General features: G+C 69.6%; 20 protein-coding genes and 1 pseudogene. 7 read left to right on the top strand and 14 right to left on the bottom strand.

The window, feature by feature from the left end; all coding sequences use genetic code 11:
- Positions 1–2: 2 nt before the first annotated feature.
- The 4 genes from HUA74_RS07645 (at position 3) to HUA74_RS07630 (ending at position 4,232) form a co-directional block, all read left to right on the top strand.
- Positions 3–1,124, top strand: a complete 1,122-nt coding sequence (locus tag HUA74_RS07645; protein ID WP_174454000.1) for an alpha/beta fold hydrolase — start codon at positions 3–5, stop codon at positions 1,122–1,124.
- Positions 1,124–2,035 carry an alpha/beta fold hydrolase gene (locus tag HUA74_RS07640; RefSeq protein WP_174453999.1) on the top strand — a complete coding sequence of 304 codons (912 nt, stop codon included), beginning with the start codon at positions 1,124–1,126 and terminating at the stop codon, positions 2,033–2,035. Before HUA74_RS07645 ends, HUA74_RS07640 begins: the two co-directional genes overlap by 1 nt.
- Entirely contained in the window at positions 2,032–2,820 is a 789-nt protein-coding gene (locus HUA74_RS07635) for an ATP-grasp domain-containing protein (RefSeq protein WP_371817209.1), read from the top strand. The genes HUA74_RS07640 and HUA74_RS07635 overlap by 4 nt, the downstream gene beginning before the upstream one ends.
- A gap of 95 nt (positions 2,821–2,915) precedes the next feature.
- Positions 2,916–4,232 carry a hypothetical protein gene (locus HUA74_RS07630; protein WP_174453998.1) on the top strand — a complete coding sequence of 439 codons (1,317 nt, stop codon included), beginning with the start codon at positions 2,916–2,918 and terminating at the stop codon, positions 4,230–4,232.
- Positions 4,233–4,247: 15 nt separating this feature from the next.
- Here HUA74_RS07630 and HUA74_RS07625 read toward each other — a convergent pair whose 3' ends face one another.
- From HUA74_RS07625 to HUA74_RS07585, 9 genes are all read right to left on the bottom strand, one after another.
- Entirely contained in the window at positions 4,248–4,997 is a 750-nt protein-coding gene (locus tag HUA74_RS07625; RefSeq protein WP_174453997.1) for a queuosine precursor transporter, read from the bottom strand.
- A gap of 89 nt (positions 4,998–5,086) precedes the next feature.
- Positions 5,087–5,932, bottom strand: coding sequence for a dihydroneopterin aldolase (locus HUA74_RS07620; protein WP_141643642.1), 846 nt, complete (start codon positions 5,930–5,932; stop codon positions 5,087–5,089).
- Positions 5,929–6,654, bottom strand: a complete 726-nt coding sequence (locus HUA74_RS07615; RefSeq protein WP_174453996.1) for an SDR family NAD(P)-dependent oxidoreductase — start codon at positions 6,652–6,654, stop codon at positions 5,929–5,931. The genes HUA74_RS07620 and HUA74_RS07615 overlap by 4 nt, the downstream gene beginning before the upstream one ends.
- Positions 6,655–6,777: 123 nt before the next feature.
- Complete coding sequence (locus tag HUA74_RS07610; RefSeq protein WP_254614127.1) at positions 6,778–7,302, bottom strand: hypothetical protein; 525 nt, start codon at positions 7,300–7,302, stop codon at positions 6,778–6,780.
- A gap of 134 nt (positions 7,303–7,436) precedes the next feature.
- A complete protein-coding gene (locus HUA74_RS07605) occupies positions 7,437–8,582 on the bottom strand; it encodes a hypothetical protein (RefSeq protein WP_174453995.1) in 1,146 nt (381 codons plus the stop codon).
- Positions 8,582–11,893: an IPT/TIG domain-containing protein gene (locus tag HUA74_RS07600; RefSeq protein ID WP_217443373.1), complete on the bottom strand. Its 3,312-nt coding sequence runs from the start codon at positions 11,891–11,893 to the stop codon at positions 8,582–8,584. The genes HUA74_RS07605 and HUA74_RS07600 overlap by 1 nt, the downstream gene beginning before the upstream one ends.
- Positions 11,894–12,108: 215 nt before the next feature.
- Positions 12,109–13,569 carry a hypothetical protein gene (locus HUA74_RS07595; protein ID WP_174453993.1) on the bottom strand — a complete coding sequence of 487 codons (1,461 nt, stop codon included), beginning with the start codon at positions 13,567–13,569 and terminating at the stop codon, positions 12,109–12,111.
- A gap of 2 nt (positions 13,570–13,571) precedes the next feature.
- On the bottom strand, positions 13,572–15,026 hold the full coding sequence (locus HUA74_RS46605; protein WP_174453992.1) for a choice-of-anchor D domain-containing protein: 1,455 nt from the start codon (positions 15,024–15,026) through the stop codon (positions 13,572–13,574).
- Positions 15,023–16,132 carry a vWA domain-containing protein gene (locus tag HUA74_RS07585; protein ID WP_174453692.1) on the bottom strand — a complete coding sequence of 370 codons (1,110 nt, stop codon included), beginning with the start codon at positions 16,130–16,132 and terminating at the stop codon, positions 15,023–15,025. The genes HUA74_RS46605 and HUA74_RS07585 overlap by 4 nt, the downstream gene beginning before the upstream one ends.
- Positions 16,133–16,259: 127 nt before the next feature.
- On the opposite strand from HUA74_RS07585, the gene HUA74_RS07580 reads away from it, so the two are divergent.
- Positions 16,260–16,976 carry a class I SAM-dependent methyltransferase gene (locus HUA74_RS07580; RefSeq protein WP_174454355.1) on the top strand — a complete coding sequence of 239 codons (717 nt, stop codon included), beginning with the start codon at positions 16,260–16,262 and terminating at the stop codon, positions 16,974–16,976.
- On the opposite strand, the gene HUA74_RS07575 is transcribed toward HUA74_RS07580, so the two are convergent.
- Entirely contained in the window at positions 16,977–17,882 is a 906-nt protein-coding gene (locus HUA74_RS07575) for an MBL fold metallo-hydrolase (protein ID WP_174453991.1), read from the bottom strand.
- 9 nt (positions 17,883–17,891) lie between these two features.
- Positions 17,892–18,422, bottom strand: a complete 531-nt coding sequence (locus HUA74_RS07570; RefSeq protein WP_174453990.1) for a GreA/GreB family elongation factor — start codon at positions 18,420–18,422, stop codon at positions 17,892–17,894.
- On the opposite strand from HUA74_RS07570, the pseudogene HUA74_RS07565 reads away from it, so the two are divergent.
- Positions 18,406–18,852: pseudogene (locus HUA74_RS07565) on the top strand (dienelactone hydrolase family protein); the annotation flags it as partial. The gene HUA74_RS07570 and the pseudogene HUA74_RS07565 sit on opposite strands and share 17 nt — an antisense overlap.
- Positions 18,853–19,004: 152 nt before the next feature.
- Here HUA74_RS07565 and HUA74_RS07560 read toward each other — a convergent pair.
- The 3 genes from HUA74_RS07560 to HUA74_RS07550 all read right to left on the bottom strand — a co-directional run bounded on the left by HUA74_RS07560 (position 19,005) and on the right by HUA74_RS07550 (position 23,686).
- Positions 19,005–19,550, bottom strand: a complete 546-nt coding sequence (locus HUA74_RS07560) for a hypothetical protein (RefSeq protein WP_174453989.1) — start codon at positions 19,548–19,550, stop codon at positions 19,005–19,007.
- A 702-nt stretch (positions 19,551–20,252) separates the two neighbouring features.
- Positions 20,253–23,252: a DUF4105 domain-containing protein gene (locus tag HUA74_RS07555; RefSeq protein WP_371817208.1), complete on the bottom strand. Its 3,000-nt coding sequence runs from the start codon at positions 23,250–23,252 to the stop codon at positions 20,253–20,255.
- Positions 23,249–23,686 carry a hypothetical protein gene (locus HUA74_RS07550; RefSeq protein WP_246137259.1) on the bottom strand — a complete coding sequence of 146 codons (438 nt, stop codon included), beginning with the start codon at positions 23,684–23,686 and terminating at the stop codon, positions 23,249–23,251. The genes HUA74_RS07555 and HUA74_RS07550 overlap by 4 nt, the downstream gene beginning before the upstream one ends.
- Between HUA74_RS07550 and HUA74_RS07545 the strand changes: the two genes are divergently transcribed.
- Positions 23,661–24,095 (top strand): hypothetical protein, encoded by a 435-nt coding sequence (locus HUA74_RS07545; protein WP_174453988.1) that lies wholly within the window; start codon positions 23,661–23,663, stop codon positions 24,093–24,095. The two genes, HUA74_RS07550 and HUA74_RS07545, sit on opposite strands and share 26 nt — an antisense overlap.
- The last annotated feature ends 228 nt before the right edge of the window (positions 24,096–24,323 follow it).

Raw genomic sequence — 24,323 nt, 5'->3', positions numbered from 1 at the left:
ACATGACCGCGTCCACCCAGCGGCTGCGCTCCTTCGTCACCGGCCAGTTCGAGCTCACGCGCGCTGTCGCTCACGCGCTCAAGGCCCGTCCCTTCAATCCCTACCCGTACCTCAAGCCCTTCATCGAGCGGGCCTCCGGTGTGCGCGAGCCGCCCATCAGCGCCACGCCCCACACCGTCGTGTACACGCGGGGCAGCATGCGGCTGTTGCGCTACGCGGCGCCCCGTCGGCGCCACCGCACGCCCATCCTGTTCGTCTACTCGCTCATCAATCGCTGGTACATCCTCGACTTCCTGCCGGGCCGCAGCCTCATCGAGCACCTCACGCAGGAGGGCTTCGACGTGTACGCCATCGACTGGGGCGTGCCGGGCCAGGACGAGGAGCGCCTCACCTGGTCGGACCTGCTCGGAGGGCTCATCCAGACGGCGGTGCGCTGGACGCTGCGGGTCAGCAAGAGCCGGGACCTCACGCTCTACGGCTACTGCATGGGCGGCACGCTCGCGCTGGCCTACACGTCGCTGCATCCCGAGGGCGTTCGCAACCTCGTCGCGCAGGCCACGCCCGTGGACTTCAGCAAGGGCGGTGTCTACACGCTGTGGACCGCCGCCAATCACTTCGACGTGGACTCGCTCGTGGATGCCTACGGCAACGTGCCCACGCCCGTGCTGGAGAGCGGCTTCCTCATGGTGGCGCCCGTGCAGCGCCTCACGCGCTGGCTGGAGGTGTGCCGCCGCATCGACGACCCGGACTTCGTCAGCACGTTCCTCGCCATGGAGCGCTGGGGCTCGGACCCCGTGCCCTTCCCCGGTGAGGTGTATCGCCAGTACATCAAGGACTGCTACCAGCAGAACCTCTTCCACCAGGGACGCATGAAGGTCGGCGGAGAGGCCGTGGACCTGGGACGCATCCAGGCCTCCGTGCTCAACGTCATCGCCGAGCACGACACCATCGCCTTTCCCGCCATGAGCGAGCCGCTCGTTGACCTGGTGGGCACGAAGGACGCCCAGACGCGGCGCTATCCGGTGGGCCACATCGGGCTGTCCGCCTCCAGCAAGGGCCCCACCCATGTCTGGCCCTCCATCTCCGAGTGGATTGCCACGCGCTCACAAGCAATGGAGCCCTGATGCACTCCGTCTCGGAAACCACCTCGGGCTCGGGCGTGCAGGTCCGTGAGGGCGTGCTTCGGCTGAAGGATGGACGGCGGCTCGCGTACGTGGAGTCGGGAAACCTGGACGGAGTCCCGGTGTTCTTCGTCCACGGCAACCCGGGCTCGCGCTACATGCGGCATCCGGATGACCGGCTCACCCATGGCCTCGGCGTGCGCCTCATCACCCCGGACCGGCCCGGCTATGGGCTGTCCGACTACCAGTCCGACCGCACGCTGCTGGACTTCCCGGACGACCTTGAGCAGCTCGCCAACGCCCTCAAGATAGGCCGCTTCTCCCTCTTCGGTGTATCCGCGGGCGGCCCCTATGTCGCCGCCTCCGTGTGGCGACTGGGCGAACGAATCATCCGCTCCGCCATCGTCTCCGGCGCCTCGCCGCTGAAGCGGCCCGGTGGCATGGAGGGCGTCAACCGCGACTACCGCAACGCCTACGCCATGGCCGCGTGGCCAGAGTGGCTGCTGCATCCGCTGATGGCGATGCATGACAGGCAGGTGCGCTCGAATCCAGAGCGAGCCCTGGCGGCGCTGCTGGCGCATGCGTCGGAGGATGACCGGCTCGTGCTGTCTGACCCGCACATCGCCGCGCAGGTGCAGGGCTGGCGACGCGAGGCCACGCGCCGAGGCGTGGCGGGCATGCGCCGCGAAGCCCACATCCTGGCATCGCCCTGGGACTTCGCGCTGGAGGAGATTCGAGGAGAGATGGACCTCTGGTACTGGGACGGCGACAGCATCGTCCCGCCGCAGATGGGGCGCTATCTCGCCTCGCGAATCCCGCGCACCGTGCCCCACTTCCTCTCCGGGGGCGGACACTTCTCCCTCTACTCGCACTGGCGCGACATCCTCGCTCCGCTGGCACGGCGGGGCTCGTGAGCCAGGATGGGCGGTGGCCCTCTCGGGCCTTCATCGAGGAGGAGGCACACGGGCGGATGGAGCCGGAGATGCGGCTGCTCCTGGAGGGCCTGCGCGCGAAGGGCGTCCCCACCGAGTGCTTCACCGCCAAGCGCCTGGAGCGGCGCCAGCTCCCGCTGACGTCGGACACGCTGGTCGCGGGCTACGTGCCCACGGTGCTGGGCGCGCTGAAGCAGTTGGGCATCGAGCCACCTCCAACGAACGACTACCCGCCCAGCCTCACGCCCTTCCTCCACCGCCGACTCTGGACGAGCACCGTGCGACAGCTCACCTCGCACCTGCACGACGTCGCGAGTCCGCCCGTGTTCGCCAAGCCCCAGGGACGCAGGAAACGTTTCACGGGCCAGGTCTTCCAGAGCGCCAGCGACCTCCTCTTCCTGGAGCGGGCGTCACAGGGCACGCCGCTCATCTGCTCGGAGGTGGTGCGGTGGCTGAGCGAGTACCGCGTCTTCATCGTGCACGGAAGGCCCGTGGGCACGCGTCACTATGCGGGAGACGCAACGGTGCCCCTCGACGAGGCGCGAGTCCACGAAGCGCTCCGCCTCCTGGAGTCCTCCGGGGAAGCGACCGCGGGCTACTCCGTCGACTTCGGCGTGCTGTCCACCGGTGAAACAGCGCTGGTGGAGTGGAATGACGGCTTCTCGCTGGGCGCGTATGGACTGGAGCCGGAGCACTACACCGCGCTGACCGTCGCCCGCTGGTGTGAGCTGACGGGACTCGCTCAGCCACCGCCGCGAAGCACCTGACAACGTTCAGTGTCCGACGCGGGCCTTGCCTCCGGGAGCACCACACCCCAGCTTCGCCTCCGGCCGGAGGGTGAGCGGACTCGCGGAGAATGAACATGGGACGGTGGCGGGCAGGCACTGCGGGGCTGGTGCTGAGCGTGTGGACAGCACTCGGCTGTGGTGGGAGCGGCGCGTCCACGGAGGCCCCTCTCCCCGAGGAAGAAGACCCAGGCTCCACGCCACAACCCCCCAAGCCTCCGACGCTGGAGCCGGGGGATGCGCGGTGGACCGTTCACTCGCGAACCCTGGGGCGACAGGACGCAGTGGCCGTGGCCTCGGACGGCCTGGGCGGCAGCGTGCTGCTGGGCACCACCCACGGCGCGACGGGCACACCGGATGCGTCCTCGACGGATGGCGGCGGCACGGCTCTCACCCTCGCCCACCATGATGGCGCGGGACAGGTGCTCTGGATGCGGAGCTTCATGCCCGAGCCGTCCGAGAGCGGAGCGGCCCAGGCCCACGCGCAGTTCCTCGCCGTCTCCTCCGGGGGAGAGCTCTTCGTCGCTGGCAAGCTGGAGGGCCGGCTGCGCCTCGGTGAGACGCTCATCACCGACAGCCACTTCGTAGCGAAGCTGGCCTCGGACGGCACGCCGCTGTGGGCTCGCGCGACAGGCACCGTGAAGGCGCTGACAGCGGACATCGAAGGGGAAGTCGTGGTGGCGCACGGCCGGCTGGTGACGCGCTACGACACCCGAGGCACGGCGCGCTGGTCCCAGGAGATGCCCGCGCTGGCCTCCGCGTCCGTCGTGGCGCTGGACTCGGATGGCGGCGCGGTGCTCGCGGGGCAGCGCCCGCTGGCCCCTTTCGAGAGCATCGGGTTCATCGCGCGGCTGTCGCCCGTCGGTGAGGTGTACTGGGAGCTGGAGGTGGGACCGGACGCACCCTCCTTCACGCAGGTGATTTTCGCGGCCGATGGCGGGCTGCGACTCACGGGCGACTTCCAGGGCACGCTCCACTGGGGAGGCGCCGTGCTCATGCCGTCATGTGTCGCGGAGGGCTGCGCTCGCGCCGCCTTCGTGCTCGCGGCCGATGCGGCGGGACGTCCGCTGTGGGGACATGCGCTGACCAGCCCGTCGCCAGGGGAAGCCCGTGGCGCGCGACTGGCGGCGGATGAGGAGGGAGGCGCGGCGGTGCTCTGGAAGCATGGCTGCGGCTCGGAGCTGGCGCGGCTGTCACCCCTGGGTGAGCTGTCGTGGCAGGCGCCCTATGTCACCCAGCCGTGTGACGAGAGCCTCCACCTGCGAGACCTCACCTTCCTGTCGGGCGGAGACGTCCTGGGTACGGGCACGTTCTCCGGTACTCGCGCGCTGGGCGGCACGGAGTCCTTCACCTCCGACGACACGGACGTCTTCCTTCAACGCCTGGTGCCGTGAGGCCCGCGTCGCCCCTCAGGCGGCGCGCGTCTCAGCGGGGACGGCCACCTCCGCCACGGGCTCGGGGAGCGGCTCACCGTCCGCGCCGAGCACCACGGGCTTGATGCCCAGCTTGCGCTCCACCAGGGCATGCCCCAGGTAGATGAAGGGCGTCAGGCTCACCGCGACGAGCAGCTTCACGACGTACGACGTGGCGATGATGTTGAAGATGACCGCGGTGGGCAGCACGCCCGTCCACGCGACGAACTGGACCACCGCCGTGTCGATGAGCTGGGAGACCAGCGTGGAGCCCGTCGCGCGCAGCCACAGCATCTTGTTGTTCGTGACGCGCTTGAGCAGGTTGAAGATGGAGATGTCGCAGAACTGGCCCACCAGATAGGCAATCATCGACGCCAGCAGGATGCGCTGCGAGCCACTGAAGACGTTGTTGAACGAGCCCTCCACCGTCCCCGTGAAATCCGGTGCGCGCGTCAGCGGAGCGAAGGGCACCTCCACCGCGATGGCAATCACCGTGAAGGCGAAGATGGCCATGCTGAAGCCCACCCACGTGACGAAGCGGGCGGCCTTCTTGCCGTAGAACTCGTTGAGGATGTCGGTGAGCAGGAACGTCACCGGGAACGGCAGCATGCCAATGGACATGACCGCCACCACGAAGCCCAGGTTGACCTCGAACAGCTTCACGCCGATGAGGTCTCCCACCACCAGCGACGTGACGAACACCGCCGCCAGCACCACGAAGAGCTGCATCCGCCTGTCGAGGTTCATGCCGTTGTTTCCTCTGGGCTCCGAAGTCGCGTCATACCGTGTCTCGCGTCCTCGGAAACAGTCCCCTCACCGAGAGTGCGTCCCCGTCCTCAGGGCTGCTTGTCCGCGGACACACCGGGCGCCGCGGGCTCGTCATGGGGGTAATAGGACGTGCCGGTGATGGACAGGAGCGCCGACGCGGGCGCACGCGGCTCCACCGCCTGGGGCTCCGGCTCCAGGAAGCGGGGCCGATACACGCTCAGCACCGTCTGCTCCTGCGCGGAGGGGTTGTCGTAGCGACGCGGAAAGCCCCGGGGCCAGTGGAAGGCCATGCCCCGCTCGACGGGGTGCCCCTGCGACATCAGCCCCTGCCCCAGCACCAGCTCGCTCTCCTCCATGCCTGGATTCGAGCTGGCGGGGACGGTGCCACCGGGCTTCACGCGCAGGCGATACACGCCGTATCCCGCGCCCTCGTGGATGACGTCCAGGCGACCGAAGGACCGCTCCTCCGACGCGTAGCTCATCTCCTCCGCCGTGCGGTGCACCTGGAGCGAGGGCACCGCGAGGCCGCCCAGGGCCAGGGGCTTGATGACACGCACGGTGGCGGCGTGGACCTGCGCGCGCGGCACGTCCGCGGTGGGGGTGGCGAGCAGGTAGCGACTCACCGCCTCGACGGCGGATTCCAGCAGCTCGAAACGACACGCCTCCAGCAGGAAGCGCAGCTCTCCGGCCAGCCGCCCATAGTTCACCGTGTGCGCCAGCCGGCCGCCCGTCGCCGCGTTGCGCGTGTCCAGGAAGAGCGCCACGTCCAGCCGGAGCGGCTGCGCCGAGACGCGCTCGCGGTTGTACACGCCCACGATGCAGTCCACCGTGAGTCCGCGCAGCTCGATGACGTCCAGCGGACGGCCCTTGCTGTCATTGACCACGGGAGGATGGAAAGCCAGCTCCGCGCTCATAGTCTCGCGCTCCTGCCGCCGTCGACGGCGATGACCTGTCCGGTGACATAGGGCGCTTCGCGCGCGAGGAAGACGATGGTGCGAGCCACGTCCTCCACGCTGCCCTCGCGTCCCATGGGAATGTGTCGCAACACCTCTTCGCGCGCGGCGGCGTCGAAGCTCTCCGGGAACGCGGCCACGCCGGGCGACACGGCATTGACGCGCACGTGCGGCGCCAGCTCCACCGCCAGCGCGCGCGTCAGCATCAACAGGCCCGCCTTGCTCACCGAGTAGTGCGCGAAGTGGCTCTCCGGACGCTCACCGGCGATGTCGCCGACGTGCACCACCAGCGGGTCTTTCCCCGCGAGCAGCGCGGGCAAGAGCGCCTGGGTGAGGAAGAAGGGCGCGTCCAGGTTGACGGCGAGCATGGTGCGGTACCGCTCGCGCGAGATGTCCGCGAAGTCGACCCGCTCGTAGAGGCCAGCGTTGTGGACCACCACGTCCAACGCGGGCCAGGCCTCGCGCACGCTTGCGGCCAGGTCGTCGACCGCGTCGGCCTGACTCAGGTCGGCGGCATGAAGGGTGACGCGGCGACCCTGCGCCCGGAGCTCGTCCGCCAGCGAGGCCAGCGCATCCATGGAGCGGTTCGCATGCAGCGCCAGGTCATAACCCGCGCGAGCCAGCGCCCTCGCCACGGCGCTCCCGACGCGGATGCCTGCTCCCGTGATGAAGGCGGTCCCCATGCGGCGCACTGACTAACAGGCCGCACGGGGAAAGGCACCGGGGACCTGAAAACACGAAGGGCGGTGCTGGATACCCCCGTATCCGGCACCGCCCCTCGACCCCCTGTTTTTTCTCAGCGATGACTACGGGTAGTAGCTGGCCGGGTGCGTGCGGTTCGAGCTCCAGCCATTGCCGCGCTCGTAGGACACCCAGACCCACTCCGTGGTCTGCACGTAACCGCCTTCCACCCACCGGTTCTCATAGAAGCCACCCGAGCAGCGGGAGACGCGGTGCCGACGGCCACGACGCTCCTCGCACACCTCGGGCACCCACACCTTCTCGTAGCGGCCCTCGACCCAGCGGTTCACGGTCTGCATCTCGTAGCGGCCGCGAGCCCGGGAAGGAGGACGGGGCGCCGGAGCGTGGTGGCAGCCGCCGGTGTGGATATGGGCCTCATAGCGGTCCGGGTGGTGGCCCCGGCGGTTGTCCCGGTCCTGGTGGCCCCGGTTGTCGTCACGGTCGTTGTCCCGGTCATGGTTTCGGTCATCGCCGCGGCGGGCCTGCTGAGTCGCCCAGTCGCGCACGCTGCCGTCCTCCGCCATCGCCGTCGAGGAACCAAGGAACAGGGTGCCGAGAGCCAGGGTGGTGAGAGCAGTCTTGAAAGCCATGGTGTCCGTCCTCCGTCGTGTTGCTACTTCTGACGGGGCACCCTCCGGAACATTCACCATCGGGCACCACCCTTCCTCGCGGACATCGAGCGCGGATGTAGGCAAGGCGCTCAAACCCCCGTGGAACCAGGGACTTACCGGGCGAAGCGAGGTGCGACCTCCGCGCAGGTGAGGCCCTCCTCGGGAGCGCAGTTGCGCCCCACGAAACAGCCTCCCGCGCCTTCATGGTCCACGCAGCGGATGGGCCGGCAGTCCGCGTCACCCACGCACGAGCGACGACTCACCGTGCACGTGCCCTGGCTGCAAGCATCCTGCACGCAGTCGGTGTCCTGCTGGCATGAGCAGAAGCCCTCCACGTCCCCCTCCGCAATCGAGCAACGTCCCGCGCACGCGCCCTCGGGCTGTCCGTCCGACTTCACGCAACGCCCGCCGCGTCCACAGTGCGAGTCCTCGCGGCACGGCAACGAGGGCGACGGCGCGCACTGCGCATCCGAGCGACAGCGCGCACGACTGGCGACCACCACCACGTCCGAGCACTGGTAGCCATGAGGGCAGCCCTGCCCCTCCGAGCAGTCCGCGCCGCAGAAGGCAGTCCCCGGGCTCGCTGTCTCGCGCAGACAGAAGTTCGCGCCGCGACCGCAGACCTGGAGGCCACCACCGTAGGTGCAGCTGGCGCAGTAGGGACGTCTCACCGGGTCGAAGTCGCTGAAACATGTCCCCGCTTCCGCGCCCGACGGCGTGCCGCAGGACTCACCGAAGGCGCAGTCGCGCGCGTCCGCGCAGAAGCTCGCGTCGCAGACACCCAGGGCACACGCGGCGCGCCCTTCTGGCGTGGTGGCATCGCAGAGACACGGCGCGTCGCCGCAGCGGCAGGCCGTACCCGCGCAGTCTCCGGACGTCCGACAGCCCGCAACGCACGTGGTCCGCGCGAGGTCACAGACTTCGCCCAGCGGGCAGTGCAGGTCCGTGGCGCAACGGCCACGCGTGAGGCAGGTGCCGGTGCTGGTGTCGCAGAAGAGAGAGTCCTCGCCGCAGTCCGCGTTCGACTCGCAGCCCGCGCGGTCCTGGCAGAAGCCCGCTTCGTTGCACAGCTCTCCCGGCGCACAGGCGCCGTCCGTGCGACACCGACAGGCCGACGTCTCTGTGTCACACCGATACGCCTCCGACGGCGTGCCGCAGTCCGAGTCCACGCGACAGCCCTCATCGCCCACGGGAGCGTCACCGCGACAGGCGGCGAGGAGGAGCAGCAGCGGCACGGCGAGGGGAAGCCAGCGGCGCATCACGGGTCGAAGACCTCCGAGCGCCCCAGGACGTAGGCCGTCCAGGTCGCGGTGGACAGCGTGTCGTAGGTCCACTGCGAATACTCGAAGCGAGGGACTCGCGCGACGGAGAGGTCCGCGCGAAGTCGCGCGCCTTCGGGCAGCTCCGCGCGCAGCGACTGCAACGCGGCCTCAGGGAGCGTCGCCCGCGTCTCGCCGCCCGGAAGCACGGCGGTCCAGCGGATGCCGCCTGTCGTACCAGGCGCCATCAGGGTGAGGACCTGCACGTCCGGGGTGGCACCGGAGGACGATGGAGTCCAGGCCACCGCTCCCGTGAAGCGGGCATCCCGCGCGGGCTCGGTGAAGACAGGGAGCGGGAGTATCGGCGGGAGCGTCACGCCCGCCTCCAGGGCTCCTGGCTGACGGTGATACAGCACGCTCTGGGGATAGGCCGTGGTGCCTCGAAGCAGGTCGAGGAAGAGAAGGCTCGCCCCGTCCACTCGAGGAAGCTGGGGGAACATGAGCAGCGGACCGGGCCCTTCGACAGAGGAGAAGAAGCGCGAGCCCGTGCCCCAGTTGTGCGGATGAGGAACCAGTCCCTCCGCGCCCAGGTCCAGCCACGCGTAGACCTGATGCAGGGCTTCCTCGCCCGCGATGATGACGGGCCCCGCCACGGAGAGGGGCGCGGCGACGTCCAGATGCACGTCGAACACCACGTCCTGTCCTTCGGACACCCGCGTGCCCGAGGCCGCGATGCCGCGACGCACGCCGAGCAGGTAGGGCTCGAAGTCGACCTCGTCCTTCAGCACGCCGAGCACCGCATACACCGCGCGCAAGCCGGGCTGCGCCTGCACGACGTAGGCGCCACCCTCTTCGCGAATCCGCCACGTCTCCGCGCGACGGTCTCCGGGCCCCGCGAAAGGAGGGCCCGACGCGGGGCTCAACTGCGCCACGAAGACGCGAGCCTCCAACACCTCTCCAGTCTGGAGCGGCCTGGGCGGCTTGAAGCCTCGCACCCGACCCGTGATTCGAGCACTCGCGGGCACGGGCGGATTGCCCGGGTTGCCTTCGCTGTCGAGACGGCGCAGGTACACCGTCAGGTTCTCCGAGCGGATACCCGCCACCGTCACCACGTCGTGGCCCGCCTTGAAGACGGTGACGCTCTGCGCGCCCACCATCCGTGAGTCGGACAGCGTCAACTGTCCGCGTGCATCCGTCTCACCCTGGAGGAGTGCCGGCGAGCCCGTGCCGAGCAGGACCTTCGCGCCCACGACGGGCTGCCCGTAGGTCCCCGAGGAAGTGTCGAGCACCGTGACATTCAACGTTCCCGTGAGCAGTGCACCCGAGAGACCTCCAGGGCCTCGCGGGTCGAAGTAGGTGAAGGCCTCGGAGAGCGCCGAGCGCACGGCTCCCTGGATGACGGCCACCTCCACGGGCCCCTGGCTCCGCGACACGGGAGTTCGACATGTGAGGGTGTGGGCGTCCACCACGTGCACGTCGCTCGCGGGCTCTCCGCCAAAGGTGACGCGGATGCCTTCAACGAAGCCGGTCCCTCGCACCGTCACTCGCGAGCCTCCCGCGATGGCACCGCGCGCGGGCTCCACCTGGGAGAGCACGAGCGCGGGCTCGTAGGTGAAGGCGTTCGGGAGCAGGGCTTCGTTCTCCGGGTCGCTCGCCGAGGAGACATGGAGCGAGTGCGCTCCCGCGCCACCTGGCGGCGTGGTGAGGCGGAGCTCCGTCGTTCCCAGCACCGTCACATCTGGAGAAAAAAGCGCGCCGACTCGCACCACGGCATCCGGAGGCAGTGCGTCTCCTTCGAGGAGGACCTGACTTCCTCCTCCCGAGGGGCCCGTTCCAGGCGTCACCCGCGTGAGCGCGAGCCGATAGGTGTAGCCCCCTGGGAGGTGACTGCGCAGCGAGGCCGCGCTGACCGTCACGGGGACTGTGCGCGGAAGCGTGCCTCGCGGCGGAACGCGGACCGTGAGCGTGAACCGGGTCGCCGCGACAATCTGGACGGGCGTTTCATCGAAAGTGACGGAGAGGTCCGGAAAGTCGAACGCCAGTCCTGTCAGCGTCACCGTGCCGTCCTCTCGCGTCCCCACGCGTGGAAAGACTCCCAACACGCCGAACACGGTGCCCTGCGGACTGTCCGCGTACGTGAATCCCTGGCGCACCGTCCAGGCACCTCGCGGGGTGACGATGCGCACGGGGACTGTCTCCATGTCCATGTGCCGTGGCGAGGCCACCACGAGGCGCGTGGGTGACTCCACGCGGAAGGAGGGCGCGGACGTGTCTCCGAAGAAGACCTCCGTCGTGCCCTCGAAGCCCTGTCCCGTGAAGACGACGGACGTGCCCCCGAACATCGTCCCCGTGAGCGGCTCGATGTCGGTGACTCGAGTGTCCGCGATGTAGCGGTACGCACGCCTCAGCACGTCACCCACGCCGGCGCCCTGCACCCGCACGTCGACGGAGCCGACAGTGGTGCTCCGGGGAACGACGACTCGAAGCTCCGAGGAGGACACGCGCGTGACGGAGGGACTCGCCGTGCCTCCGAAGAGGACCTGGAGCCCCGTGCTCGAAGGGAAGCCCGCGCCCACCAGCGCCACGGTGTCACCGCCCCCTTGCGCCCCCATATCGGGCGAGACAGCGCGGAAGTCGAAGACATCGAAGTACGTGAAGCACGCCGCGCAGACCGTCGTGCCGTTCGGGTTCGTCACCGAGACGTCTGCCGTACCTTCGATGCCAGGAGGCGTGCGCAGGTCGAGCGTGGTGTCATCGATGAGCTGGAAGTCCCGAACCGCGCGCGAGCCGATCCGCACCTCCGTGCGCAGCGCGGCTTCCGAGGGCGTCGCGGCCACCCCTTCCACGAAGCCACGGCCCTTCAACCTCACCCAGGTTCTACCCCCACTCTCTCCCCGCGTGGGCAGCGCCGAGTGGATGACGGGCGCGGCCGATGCCCCCGCATCGACCTGAGTCCCCGCGTCCGTGCGGCCTGCGTCCTCCGCACCCGCATCACGTGAACCCGCGTCCGGCAGGTCGCCCGGTGGTCGGGACGAGCCTCCGCAGGCCGCGAGGACAAGGACCAACAGACCCAGCACGAACCCACGCAGAGGTCGCTCGACAGGCCAGAAGTGGCAGCACCTGGCAGCGCGCCCCAAGCCAATACGCACCCGGGTGACGTGCGCGATGAAGAAGCGGGTGCTCGCTCGGGCCGGAGCCCTCATCGCGAAGCCATCCGGGCTTGGCGCGCGTGATTCCCGCGAGCCCGGAGGCTGGTGGTTGTTCGCCGTCGGCACCGCCATGCGGCGACCAGGCCATAAGGAACTCCTCATGGGTGCCACTCCTCCTGGAGCGTGTAGCCATTCATGCCCGTGCCCCAGGCAGGTGGTCGCTCGCGTCGGCACCGACGTGCGACGGCTGGGCCATGAGGAGTTCCTCATGGGTGCCACTCCTCCTGGAGCGTGTAGTCATTCATGCCCGTGCGCCCAGAGACAGGTGGTCGTTCGGCGTCGGCACCAACGTGCGACGACGGGCCAGGAGGAACTCCTCATGGGAGCCACTCCACCTGGAGCGTGTAGCCATTCGTCGTGCGCGCGTCATCACCCAGGACTCTCGCGGTGAGCCGCTGGCCCGCCACGGTCGGAGCCGGCAGCGACACAATGGCGCCCTCCGCGTCTTGCGAGCAGCCCAGTTCCACGCCTCCGCTCTCTCCCAAGAGACACAGGCGCAGCAAGCCACGGTCCGCCGCGTAGCCCGACAGCGACACCTTCACGCCTTGGGCCGCGGGCACAGTGAATCGAACATGGTCCTGCTCTCCCGGGCAGACCATCCCCTCCAGCGACAGGCGCTCCGGCAGGTCCGTGGCCGTATCGACGGTGTCGTTGGGCTCGTGGACATCGTCATCACAGGGCGTGCCTCGCGAGAGGAGAAAGCCGACGTCATAGGCTCGCGGCAGCGTGTCACGAGAGGCGACGCGCACCGTATACGTGCCTCGCTCCGCCACGACATGGGACATACGGAAACGTCCCGTCGCCAGCACCCGGCCCCTCGCGTCTTGAAGGGTTGTGGAGAACACCGACTCCGCGAACACCTCCGCGTCCACGTTCACGCCGAGCTGGTCCCCTCGCTCCAAGGTGAGCGAGTAGTGGTCCACGTCATCCGGGCACAGCGTCAACTTCACGTAGCGACTCGCGCTCACGGGGAACGCCGTGGACACCATGTCGTTGGGCTCCAGCGCATCCGGCTGACAAGCCCGGGGCTCACAGGTTCCCGTGCCGAGGTCGCAAAGCTGGTCCATCGCGCAGTCATCATCCGAGCCACACGGTGGAAGACCCGGCAGGCACGCCCCGCTCGCCAGATGGCACACCCGAGGCACCTCGCAGTCCCGGTCCGAATAGCAACGCGGTGTCGATGAACACCGTCCCGCCGCGTCACACATGAAGCCCACCGCGCAGTCGGTGTCGGCGTCACATTGGACGCAGAGCCCCTCCGCGCAGTGCTCCCCTTCCCCGCACGAGGTGGCCTCGGTGCAACGGGCCACACAGGCATGCAGCCCCGCGTTGCAGCGCTCCTCGGCACCACAGTCCGCATCCTCGACACATCCCAGGTCCTCCTCGCAAACGAGCGTGGACCCGTTGCATCGTTGCCCGGTGGGACACTCGCCCCTCGCTCCCGAGGGACAGAGCACCACCTGCGTCCTCCCGAGACAGAGTCCCTGTCGGCACCACAGCCCGAATGCACACGCCTCGTTCGTCGCGCAGTCCGTGCCCCAGCCCTCACGAAGCACACAGGCCCGCGCTTCATCGTCGCAGCGTTCCTTGAGCCGACACTGGCCGCTCGACTCACAGGCACCGCAGACACCCGCGAGCGTGCAGACCTGTCCTCCCTCGCAGTCCTCGCGCCGCGCACAGGACGTCGGGCTCGGCCCCGCATCCGGCACGGGTGGCACTGTCTCCTTGGAGGAACAGGCGAGCACACAGCACGCCACCACGAGGAGCCACCACCGCATCGTCACGGCACCTCCGTGACCACGCCCGAGGGCCACTGCACGTCCGCCGCCGTCCACACCTCACCCTGACTCGCCAGGGTGCGACGGAACTCGCCCTTCAGCACACCCCGGTCATACACGCGCACCGTCGCCTCGCTGCGCGGGTCCACTGCTCCATTCGCGCGCGCCAGCACCACCGCCACCCGGAAGGTCCCCGCCACCGGGTTCTCGTAACCGAACACCTCCGGGCCGTAGCCCGTCAGCCGGTCTCTCAACAACTCCGGGTCCTCCGCGAGGCCGGGCGCACCCCAGTCCGGACGCGGATTCGCGTAGTGACAGTCGTCCACGGATCCCGGCACCGCGTCCACGCCCCGCGACACATGCAGGTCCAGGTCCGTCTCCGCGTGGTCCCAGGACACGTCCACCAACAGTCGCTGCGCGGGCACCGCCAGGACACGCGCGCTCGCGGGACGAGGACTTCGAGCGCCGGCGGCATCCGTCACCGCGAGTTCCACCACGTACGCCCCCGGCACCACCGGGTCCAACCGCAACACCGTGCGGGCCGCCCCCGGCTCCATCACCTGAGCCCGCGCACCCACCGGTCTCTCCCGCAGCACCCATTCGTACGTGAGCGGCCCATCCCCATCCGCGTCCGTCGAGGCCGTTGCGTCCAGCACCACCTCTCCTCCAGGTACGCTGTCTCCCATCGCACCCATGACAGGCACCGGCGCCAGATTCACCCCGCCGTGCAGCGCCACTCGCGCCTCTCGGTGGTCAGGGTCCGTGGTCCGCAGCAGGAGTCCTCCGCTCACCTCCTCGGAGGCAGCACCCAGAGGCACCGCATAGCGGACCGACAGCTCCACCTCGCTCGACACATCCAGGACCGCCGGGGTCTTCGTGGAGCCCACGAGCTGAAAGGCCGACGGTATCGAGTCACCGACAAGGGTCAGTGATTCGAGCACCAGCGGCGCGTTGCCCCGCGAGCGCACCTTGAAGGAACGCACCACGGCGGCACCTTCAGCGACACGTCCGAACTCGATCCGCTCCGCGTCCAACTCCAGAATCGCCGAGGTACGCCCCTCTCCTCGCAATGACACGTCGAGCGACGGACGACTCGGGTCATCCGTGTGCAGCTCCAAGGTCGCCGTGTACGGAGACTCGCGCGGAGGGACGAAGGCCAACAGCACGGGGGACTCCGCCTGCGCGGGGACTTCCACTGGCGCGGAGATGATTCGAAACGGACTGTCCGCCTCCCGCACCGAGACACCCACCACGCGCAGCGGAGCACGCCCCGCGTTCACCAGCGGAAGGGACACCGTGCGCTCGTTCAGCGCGGGCACCTCTCCGAAATCGAGCGTGGATTCGGGCGCCACCCAGCGAGGCACCACCGGCAGCGAAGGCACATCCTTCCCGCAGCCTCCCGTCAGCAAGCAGCCCACGACGAGCCACCACCCTCCGCGAGCCGCCCACGTCCTCACGACGCGTCCTCTTCCACGTACTCCAGCTCCACCCTTGACCCGAGCCCGGGCACCGAGTCCCCCGCGAAGAACACCGTCCTTCGCTCGGGCTGGTACACCCAGCCATCCACGGCTCCGGCCCTGGGTGTGCAGACGGCATCCAGCGCTTCGGCTGGCTGACCCGCGCACGCCTCTCGGTCCACCGCGTCACAAGCGCTCAGCGCGTCCTGCGTCGCACCACAGGGATACCGCACCCGGACCCGCAACGAGTCCACACGAGGGACACGCTCCAGCGCGAACGTGCGCCGCAAGCCCACCGCGCTCGTCGCCAGCGTGCGGAGCGCTCGCGCGAAGTCCTGGTCACAGATGCTCCCCAGCTCCCCACCCATCAGCGTCACCAGCTCCGCGTACCGAGTCCCCGGCTCCGCGCCACAGCCATTCGCGGGCACGTCCCCGATGATGGCGGAGGCCACCACCGTCCCGTCATTTCCCAGCCCCTTCGCCTGCTCGAACGCGCGCCAATACATGCGCACGTCATGCGGCGAGCGGTCGTCCTCATCCGTCACGAAGGCCAGATAGAGCCACGCTCCCGGACGCAGGAAGTCCACGGCGTGCTCCAGCGCGCAACCGTCGCGGCAGGGTTGTGTGGAGCAGCGCGCCACACAGGCCGCGCGGGCCTCCAGCACCGGTGCGTTCTCCCGAGCCACCTGCTCCAGCACGAGGTTCGCGGCCTCCAGGCCCGCCTCGTACGCACTTCCCTGCGTCCCCACGCGCACGCTGTTCGCGAAGGCCTGCTCCAGCTCAGGTGTGTCCGGCCTCAGGATTCGCGGCGTGCCCACCAGGGCCCCCGGCCGCGTGAAGGTGTCCGTCGTCGCCACGCCCATCCGGTAGTCGACGCGCCCCTCGCGGAACAGCGAGATGAAGGCCTGGAAGTTGCGCGCGAGCGACTCCTGACGCGGTGCCATGGAGGCCGAATCGTCCACCACCCACAGGACATCCACCGCGGGGGCAGGGCGCTGCGCGTACGTGTCGACGTGATAGCCAGCGGGAAGCGAGGGCACGAGCCGCTCGTCTCGACAATCGACGACCAGGAGCGCCAGGAAGGCGACGGCGGCTGCACGGCGCATGAGCGAGCAGCCTATTACCACCGCTCCTCGGGAATCGAGCAGGCCGTCCCGCCGAGCGTTCATGGCGCACATGGACAGCCAGAAGCAGTCCTGGCGCGGCCCCGGGTGCGGTACACCCAACCTCACCATGTTCCACCGCCAAGGGCCCACCCTCCTCGAGCTGGCCGAGCAGGCCATGACCTCCGTCGAACACGGCTACGACCTGCTCGCCCCCAAGTTCGACTACACACCCTTCCGCACGCCAGACCCCGTGATCCAGGCCGCCATCGACGCCCTGGGCCCTGCCGGCTCAGTCGACACCGCCCTGGACGTGTGCTGTGGCACCGGCGCCGCCATGCGCCACCTGCGGCCACTCGCCCGGGAGCGCGTCGTCGGCATCGACCTGAGCCAGGGCATGCTCGAGGAAGCCGACCGCCGCCTCTCCGGCGCTCCGGGCACCGCCGCCTTCCAGTTCGTCCGGGGTGACGCGCTGGAGATGACCTTCGACGCCGAGTTCGACGTCGTCACCTGCTTCGGCGCCTTCGGTCACATCCTCGAGTCGGACGAGCCGCGCCTGCTGCAAGGCATCCATCGCGCCCTGCGTCCCGGTGGCCGGTTCCTCTTCGTCACCGGGCATCCACCGTCGATGCTGCGTCCAGGCTACTGGGTGGCCCGAGGCTTCAACGCCGCCATGCGCGTGCGCAACGCCCTCTGGAAGCCACCCTTCGTCATGTACTACCTGACGTTCCTGGTGCCTCGCGCCAGGGCACTGCTGGAGGCCCAGGGGTTCACCGTCGAGGTTCGCGACAGCATCCTCCCCGAGCCCTTCACGCCCCTGGCCACCGTCATCGCGACGAAGCGCTGACTACTTGCCGTCCGTCGCCTTCGCCGCGCCCTTCTCCAGGCCGCGGTACACCGTCTCCAGCCACACGTCCGTCTTGATGTAGCCCTCGCCGAAGGACTTGAGGTGCTCCGGCACGCCCTCCGCCTTCACCTGCTCCAGCGTCTTGCCGGCCTCACGCCGGGTGCGCACCAGGGCCACCGACTCGCGCAGCGCCCCCACGAAGCGCTCCAGGCCCGCGCGGTCCGTCAGCGGCCCGTGGCCCGGAATGATTTTCACGTCCGCTGGGAGCGTCTGGAGCAGCTTCTCCACGTTGCGCACGTACCCTTCCACCGAGCCGCCGCTGTTCACGTCGATGAACGGGAAGGCGTCCACGAAGAACTGGTCACCCGTGTGCATCACGTTGGAGCCCGTGAAGTGCACCAGCGTGTCGCCGTCCGTGTGGCCCGCCGGCAGGTGCGTCAGGCGAATCTCCTCGCCGTTGAAGTACAGCGACATGCCCGTGTCGTAGGTGATGACCGGCAGCGCCTCCTTCTTCGCCGGAGGGACGACTCCGCGGTCCCCCCTGTCCTGCCCGACCACCAGCCGCGTGCGCACCTCGCGATGCGCCACGATGCGGCCCTCGCGGCCGAAGACGGCGTTGCCGCCCGTGTGGTCGCCGTGCCAGTGCGTGTTCAGCACATAAGCGATCTTCGCCTTGCTCAGCTTGTCCAAGGCCTTGTGAATCTTGGGCGCCAGGGGCTCGAACTGGTCATCGACGATGAGCAGGCCATCCGGTCCCACCGAGACGCCGATGTTCCCGCCCGCGCCCACCAACATGTGCACGTTGCCCGCGACGGGACTGCTCGTCACAGAGACCTTCTCCACATCCTTCAACTGCGCCAGGGCCAGCGAAGGAATCGCGACCAGGACCGCCAGGAGGCTTCGCATGTCGGGGACTCACAAGGACAGAGGTGCGGGAAACGGAGAGGCACCATAGTCCACCGCGACCACCGTGTACTCCACCGCGCCTCGGGGTCGCTCCACCTGCACGGACTCCCCCACTTCCTTGCCCAGCAGCGCCCTGGCCAGCGGCGACTCCACGCTGAGCCTCCCGGCCTTCACGTCCGCTTCATCCAGGCCGACGATGCGGTAACGCACCCGCTCGCCCTCTTCGTCCTCCAGCTCCACCCAGGCGCCGAAGAAGACACGTCCCGCCTGCGCCGCGTCCGGCTCCACCACCCGCACTTCCTCCAACGTCGCCGCGAGGTGACGCGCTCTTCGCTCTCGCTCCTGACGCCGCACCCCGGCCTCCAGCGGCGTCAGCCCTTGCGCACCCGTGTCCGGGCCCTGCATGGACGCCAGTTCGTCCTGCAGCGCGCGGTAGCCCTCGGGCGTGATGTAGCGCTTGTCTCCCGAAGCGGACCTCGGGCGCGGCGGCACCAGCGCCTCGTCTCCACCCGAGTCTTCCTTCGTGAACGCCTTCGACATTCCCGCCTCCACGAGCCGAGGCACTTCAAGGCCCCGAGATCAAGCTACGCCGCTTCCTCCATCACTCAAGGGGTGCGCGCATGGCAGGGCAGGCAAGGCTGACTGGCAAGCAGGGCCAGGAACTGGCGGGCTCTCGTGGTGGGGCCTGAACGCGCACATCCAGGGCGTCGCCGACCGGCTCGCGAAGGAGGGCTTCACCGTGTTCGCGGTGGACCTCTACCACGGCCGCACGACGAAGGACGCCGCGGAGGCGGACAGGCTGCTGGCGCAACTGGACTGGGGCAAGGCCGGCGAGGAGCTGCGCGCCGCCACGGATGCGTTGCGCGAGCGCGGCGGGCCGGGCACCAAGGTCGCCGTCCTGGGCTTCTGCATGGGAGGCGCGCTGACCCTGCTGGCGGGAGTCAATGACCCGGGGCTCGACGCCGTGGTCCCCTTCTACGGGATTCCTCCGGAGACCGTGGACGTCACGCGCATCCGCGCGCCGGTGCAGAACAGAACGCGCGCCAGGCGTGGAAGCGCACCGTGGACTTCCTCCACGCGAAGCTCGGCTGAGCCTCGCGCGGAGGACGGACGACGCTCGGCTCAGGTGCCGGGCGTGGGCGCGGGCGTACCGGACGGCTGCTGCACGGGGCTGGGCGCCGCCTCCGGGGTGGTGGCCGGCGTGCCGGACGCGGGGGTCTCCGTGGCCGGGGTCTCCGTGGCCGGGGTCTCCGTCGCGGGAGCCTGCTCCGGCGCGGCGGGAGCCTGGGGCGCGGTCTCCACGGGAGCGGCGGGCGCCTCACCCGAGGGCGCGAGCTGCAGGCGGTACTCCTTCACGCCCTTGGGCAGCACCACCTCCACCAGCGGGTTCTCCTTCAGCAGCGCCTCGTTCGCCTCCAGCTTCACCAGACCATCCGCGTCGCTGAGGACGTTCAGGCGCGTGCGGCCCTCGCCCGCGCGTACCCGGGCCCCCTCCACGGGCTTGCCGGAGCCATCCACCACGCGCAGCGCCACGGTCTGCCCGGGGGTGACGCCAGCGGCGCTCGTCGGCGGCGCCACCAGCTCCTTGTAGGTCGGCCGCAGGGCACAGGCGGTCAGCAGCGAGGTGGAGGTCAGGACGACGGTCAGCAGGGCTCGGCGGAGGCTCATGGGAATTCCGTACGGACGTGAGGGGACTAACGGGCGCGGCAGCATAGCCGCAGACGGCGAGCCGCCAAGCCCCACGCCCGCCCCCTTGGGTTTGCCTGGCCCGTTTTCCCCGGCTTGCCCCTGGGATGAACCAGGGGGCCGCAGGGCGGCCCGCTCACCGATGGGGGCAGCAGCCCTTCCACATGTCCGTCGCCGACCCCACACCTGAGGGACGGCGGGAGCGCCACACCTGCCCCTTGGGAGGCTCGAAAGCCATGGTCGAGATGATTCGCTCCGATAGAACCACCAACCCTCCCCCCTATGCGCGGGATGTGCACCGCGAGCTCAGGTACTCGGAGCTTCCAGCGGGCATCGGGATGAAGTCCGAGGAGATCCGCTTCAAGCACAACCGGTTCGTCGTCAGCGTGGCGACGATGCTCATCACCAGCTTCGTCGTCTTCTTCGTGCCGCTCTTCAACGGCCTGATTGGTGGCGCGTTCGGCGGGTTCCACGCGCGGACCATGAAGCGCGCGCTCGGCGCGGCGCTCGTCAGCTCCATCGCGCTGCCAGTGTTCATCGCGCTCTTCTCCTTCCTCGCCGGCCCCACCCAGCTGCGCATCTTCGGCGGGCTGGGGTTCTGGGGATGGACGGCCCTCTACGTCATCGGCACGTTCATCGGCGCCGCCACGGGCCCCTACTGTCGCCCGCTGTTGACCGAGGGCTTCAACGCAGCTCCAACCCCAGTGCCAGCCGACGGTCCATCGTACCGGACCACCACGACGACGGAGACCGTGACTCGCGAAGTGATTGTGGAGCGAGTGAGCCCTCCCAACGAACCTGTGCGCGAGGAGTGAGCAGCACCCCGAAGGGCCCCGCGCGCCCCAGCCACCACTCCACCTGGAGCCAGGCCCCCGCCTCGTGCGTGAGGCGGGCGTCGCCCATGCGCCAGGTGGGGGCATAGGCCGCTTCCAGGCGCACGGCGTTGGCCCCCGAGCCCGGCAGGCCCGTGCGGTGTGTCAGCGACAGGCGAGGCCCCGCCGCGGGCGTCAGGGCGTGCTCGCTCCAGTGCATCCGCGCGAGTCCTCCCACGCCCACCGCCGTGAAGCGTGAGAAGCGCGCGCCCGCGTCCACCACCACCAGCGCCTCCGCCTGCACGGTGGCCCGGTAGGGCAGCGCTCGCGCCGCGTCCGAGGCCACGCGCGCCTCCGCGCCCCACCCGAGCGAGTCCCACGCGGACTCGCGGAACTGGGGCAGTTCTCGCTGCAACGTGCGGTAGCCCACCAGCGTCATGTCCGTGGACACCACGCGCGGAGGACCCCAGCGCGGCTCCAGCGACAGCTCACCATCCAGGACCCGCAGCTCGCTGCTCGACTGGAAGCCATGCAGGCGCGAGTCCCCCAACGCCTCCGCCATCCCCGCGGTGCGCACGCTCACCACGGGCCGCGCCGCGCCCACGTCGGGGAAGTCCATGCCCACGCTCACCACCGTGCGCGCCGCGCCGGACTCCCGCAGCGCCGAGGCCGCGCAGCGTGTCTCGGCCTCCACCTTGCGACGACGGTCCGCTCCCAGGAACGCCACCGCGTCGACCTCCGCCAGCACGCCGTCATTCAGCTCGCCCTGGGCCTCGGTGGCCCGAACGAAGGCGGCCTCGGTGCGCTCCGCGCGGACGAGGACCTTCAGCTCCTTCGGCGTCGGCGGGCGGCGCGGCGCCATGGCCAGCGCCTCCTGGAACAGCGCCGTCCGGTCCAGCACCGCCAGCTTCCGCTGCAGCGCGTCCTCTCGCTCGAAGACCCGCTGACGCTCGCGGATTCCCGCCTCCGCGGAGCCCTTCAGGGGTGTCTTCACCGCGAGCAACCGCTGGCGTTCGATTCGCAGCCGCTCTCCTTCCAGCCGGTCCAACGCCGCGCGCTCCACCCGCACCGCGTGGGCCACGTAGGCATGCAGCGTCTCGCGCACGGAGGCCCGGGCCTTTGGCGATGCGGAGGCGAGCACCCCGCTCACCGTCTCCGGCAGCTCTCCATAGGCCTCGCGTCTCGTGTCGGGCTCGGGAGATTGAAGACGGGCGTGAAGGCGCAGCAGCCGCGTCAGCGCGGAGGTGTCCACCAGGCCCGTGAGGGACTCCAGGGTCTCTCTTCGTATCGCGTCCGCGCGCACGGCGCGGTCTCCGGTGGACTCGAAGGCGTCCGGAATCAACTCCAGCAGAGGGCCCGCGGGGCCTTGCTTGCCCAGCACCTCCAGCTTCGCCAGCGCGTCCAACGTGGCCGTGGGCAGCACCCACAGCGCTCCGGGGGGACTCACCTGTCGCCCGTGCTCCAGGACTCCGTTGAGGAGGAAGAGGAGCGCGCTCGCGCAGTTGTCGGTGAAGAAGTAGTAGCCCATGTACCCGCGCCGCTCGAGCTCCCAGATGCGCTCCAGCATCCGCGCCTCCTCGCCGCGAGTGAGGCGCAGTCGGAAGCGGCGGATGGTGCGTTGCTCCAGCTCCAGCGACTCGTGGGTGAGGTCGCCCATCGTCCCGGTAAGGAAGACGGTGTCGTAGCTGCCCGTCATCCCCTTCACCACGTAGCCCAGGCCTCGGGGCTCCAGTCCCGTGAGCGCCACGAGTTGCACGACGCGCTCGAAGGAGGGGCCTCGCACCTGGGCGCCCTCGCTCCAGACGGGGCGCAGCAGCAGGTGGCCGAAGAGAGACTCGGGCTGACGTCCCGTGGCCGCCACCAGGAGGACCTCGACATGGGACAGGAGGTCGAGTTCCGCCCAGGCGTCGAAGGCCGGACAGTCCCCGCGTGAGCGCGGCGCTCCGAGCCCCGTAGCCTCCACCAGCTCCGTCAGCGCGCGCGACTTGGAGAACTCCTGACAGCGCACCTGCTCGTCCACGGACAGCGCGTCCTCGCGCAGGGACTCCACTGGGACGAAGTATTCTTCCGCGAACGTCACCAGGTCCTGCGACGCGCTCTTCTGTCCGAGTGCGCGACTGAAGGCTCCGGCGTAGTGCAGGCGCGCTTCCTCCTTCCAGACCAACGGGCGCTCGAAGGGCTTCATCCAGCCCGACAGGCGGCGCCAGCTCTGGGACCGGCTCCACTGGTAGACGTCGTCCCAGCGCTGCACCACCGCGTGCACCACGGCGCGGCGGCGCCACAGCCGCGCCGACTCCTCATCCGTCAGTCGTGACAGTCGCAACGTCGCGCGACGCTCCGAGGACGGTGCGTACTGGTAGAGGTGGAAGCGGGCGCGCTCCTCGGACCAGTCCGGACGTGCCGCTGTTCCATCACCCAGCCCCAGTGGAGCGGACTCGGGATGAAGGACGAACTCCAGCGGACCTCCTGGAAAGCGGCGCATCGCGGGCGGCAGGGCACTCAGGCCTGCTTCCACCTCGCGCACCAGGGTCTCGTCGCTCGCTGCGGCACCTCGCAACAGGACGCCTGCTCGCTCCAGGGAGGACACGCGCTCCTTCAGGGGACGTGTGTCCTCCGTCATCCCGCCTCTCGATGGAAGCTCGGCCTGCTCCGTCACTCGGGCGCCATCTCGCGGCGACACTTCGTCCTCCATCGCCGCACTTCGCGATGGAGACTCGGCCGGGTCCGTCACTCGCGGCCACACTTCGTCCTCCATCGCCACACTTCGCGATGGAGGCTCGGCCTGCTCCGTCACTTGCGCGCCGCCGGGCTCCGCCCACGCGGGCAGCGTGAGCGCGAAACTCAGCAGCCACGCCGCCCGCCGGCGCCTCACTCCACCACCTCCGCCGTCGCCTCCTCCCCACCATGGGCCGCGAGGAAGGCGCGCCGGTCCTCGTCGAGCCTCGGGTCCGTGCGCGCCAGCTCACCCACCCGCGCCAACCAGGCCAGCGCCCGCTCGGGCGTCAGGGTGCGCGTGTCCGCCATCGCCAGCAGCTCGCGCCGGTTCGCCCGCAGCAGCCGCCCGAAGGTCCCCAGGTTCTCCCGACGGATGCTCGCCGCCGACGCCAGGTCCTCCACCGTGGGCCCCGCCCCCAGCGCCAGGTCCTCCCGAAGCTGGTGCGTCCGGGAGCGCAGATACACCTGCGCGGCCCGCCCCACCTCCTCCGGCGGAGGAGGCGCCTGACGCCGCCGCTCGGCCGCCGCTATCACCCGCCAGATGACCACCCCCAGGCCAATCACCGTGGCCGCCACCGTCGTCGCCGACACCACGCGCCCATCGTTGTTCTCGCTGTTGCTCGTTTCCGAGCGCGAGTCCTTCCCCTCCCCTGCACCCTCCGACTCGCTGGTCCCCGTGTCGCTCTTGCTGGAGCGCGACTCGCTGGACCCTCCCTCCTCGGAACTGTGGTTCGAGTTCTCGCTGGAGCCCGACTCCGACTTGCTCGAATCGCCGGACCCCTTCGACGAGTCCCCGGACCCCTTCGATGAATCCCCGGATCCGTCCGACGAGCCACCCGAGCCCGACCCCGAACCCGAACCGTCGGACGACCCCTCCGACGCGCTCATCCCTCCACTCCCCGTGGCCCCCGGCGTCCGACACCCCGTCACGCCCAGCAACACGGCCATTCCCAACGCAAGTTTCCCGGTGCGCATCATCGTCATCTCAGACTCCCCCTGAATGAGCATTCGTTCGCCGCGAGCAATGGACAGACATCCGTCCAGCCTCACGGAAGGAATTCATTGTCATGAATATGTTAGCCAGTGGCGTGCCGGCTGCGAAACAGTGATGTTTCGCGGCCTTGCGAATGACGCCATGCATCAAAGCGCGAAGCGGACGTCCCAGGGGTGCGTCACGGGCTTCGCGCCAGATGTAGGGAAAGGGCGGGGTACAAGGGCGACGCGCCGG

This window comes from Myxococcus sp. CA051A (assembly GCF_013336705.1).
Lineage (GTDB): Bacteria > Myxococcota > Myxococcia > Myxococcales > Myxococcaceae > Myxococcus > Myxococcus llanfairpwllgwyngyllgogerychwyrndrobwllllantysiliogogogochensis.
This window is presented reverse-complemented; position numbering and strand designations above follow the sequence as displayed.

What these genes read in the sequence shown, in the direction of transcription:
- HUA74_RS07645 (WP_174454000.1), top strand. Translation starts at nt 3, where the DNA reads ATGACCGCGTCCACCCAGCGGCTGCGCTCCTTCGTCACCGGCCAGTTC.
- HUA74_RS07640 (WP_174453999.1), top strand. Translation starts at nt 1,124, where the DNA reads ATGCACTCCGTCTCGGAAACCACCTCGGGCTCGGGCGTGCAGGTCCGT.
- HUA74_RS07630 (WP_174453998.1), top strand. Translation starts at nt 2,916, where the DNA reads ATGGGACGGTGGCGGGCAGGCACTGCGGGGCTGGTGCTGAGCGTGTGG.
- HUA74_RS07625 (WP_174453997.1), bottom strand. Translation starts at nt 4,997, where the DNA reads ATGAACCTCGACAGGCGGATGCAGCTCTTCGTGGTGCTGGCGGCGGTG.
- HUA74_RS07620 (WP_141643642.1), bottom strand. Translation starts at nt 5,932, where the DNA reads ATGAGCGCGGAGCTGGCTTTCCATCCTCCCGTGGTCAATGACAGCAAG.
- HUA74_RS07615 (WP_174453996.1), bottom strand. Translation starts at nt 6,654, where the DNA reads ATGGGGACCGCCTTCATCACGGGAGCAGGCATCCGCGTCGGGAGCGCC.
- HUA74_RS07610 (WP_254614127.1), bottom strand. Translation starts at nt 7,302, where the DNA reads ATGGCTTTCAAGACTGCTCTCACCACCCTGGCTCTCGGCACCCTGTTC.
- HUA74_RS07605 (WP_174453995.1), bottom strand. Translation starts at nt 8,582, where the DNA reads ATGCGCCGCTGGCTTCCCCTCGCCGTGCCGCTGCTGCTCCTCCTCGCC.
- HUA74_RS07600 (WP_217443373.1), bottom strand. Translation starts at nt 11,893, where the DNA reads ATGAGGAGTTCCTTATGGCCTGGTCGCCGCATGGCGGTGCCGACGGCG.
- HUA74_RS07595 (WP_174453993.1), bottom strand. Translation starts at nt 13,569, where the DNA reads ATGCGGTGGTGGCTCCTCGTGGTGGCGTGCTGTGTGCTCGCCTGTTCC.
- HUA74_RS07585 (WP_174453692.1), bottom strand. Translation starts at nt 16,132, where the DNA reads ATGCGCCGTGCAGCCGCCGTCGCCTTCCTGGCGCTCCTGGTCGTCGAT.
- HUA74_RS07580 (WP_174454355.1), top strand. Translation starts at nt 16,260, where the DNA reads ATGTTCCACCGCCAAGGGCCCACCCTCCTCGAGCTGGCCGAGCAGGCC.
- HUA74_RS07575 (WP_174453991.1), bottom strand. Translation starts at nt 17,882, where the DNA reads ATGCGAAGCCTCCTGGCGGTCCTGGTCGCGATTCCTTCGCTGGCCCTG.
- HUA74_RS07570 (WP_174453990.1), bottom strand. Translation starts at nt 18,422, where the DNA reads ATGTCGAAGGCGTTCACGAAGGAAGACTCGGGTGGAGACGAGGCGCTG.
- HUA74_RS07560 (WP_174453989.1), bottom strand. Translation starts at nt 19,550, where the DNA reads ATGAGCCTCCGCCGAGCCCTGCTGACCGTCGTCCTGACCTCCACCTCG.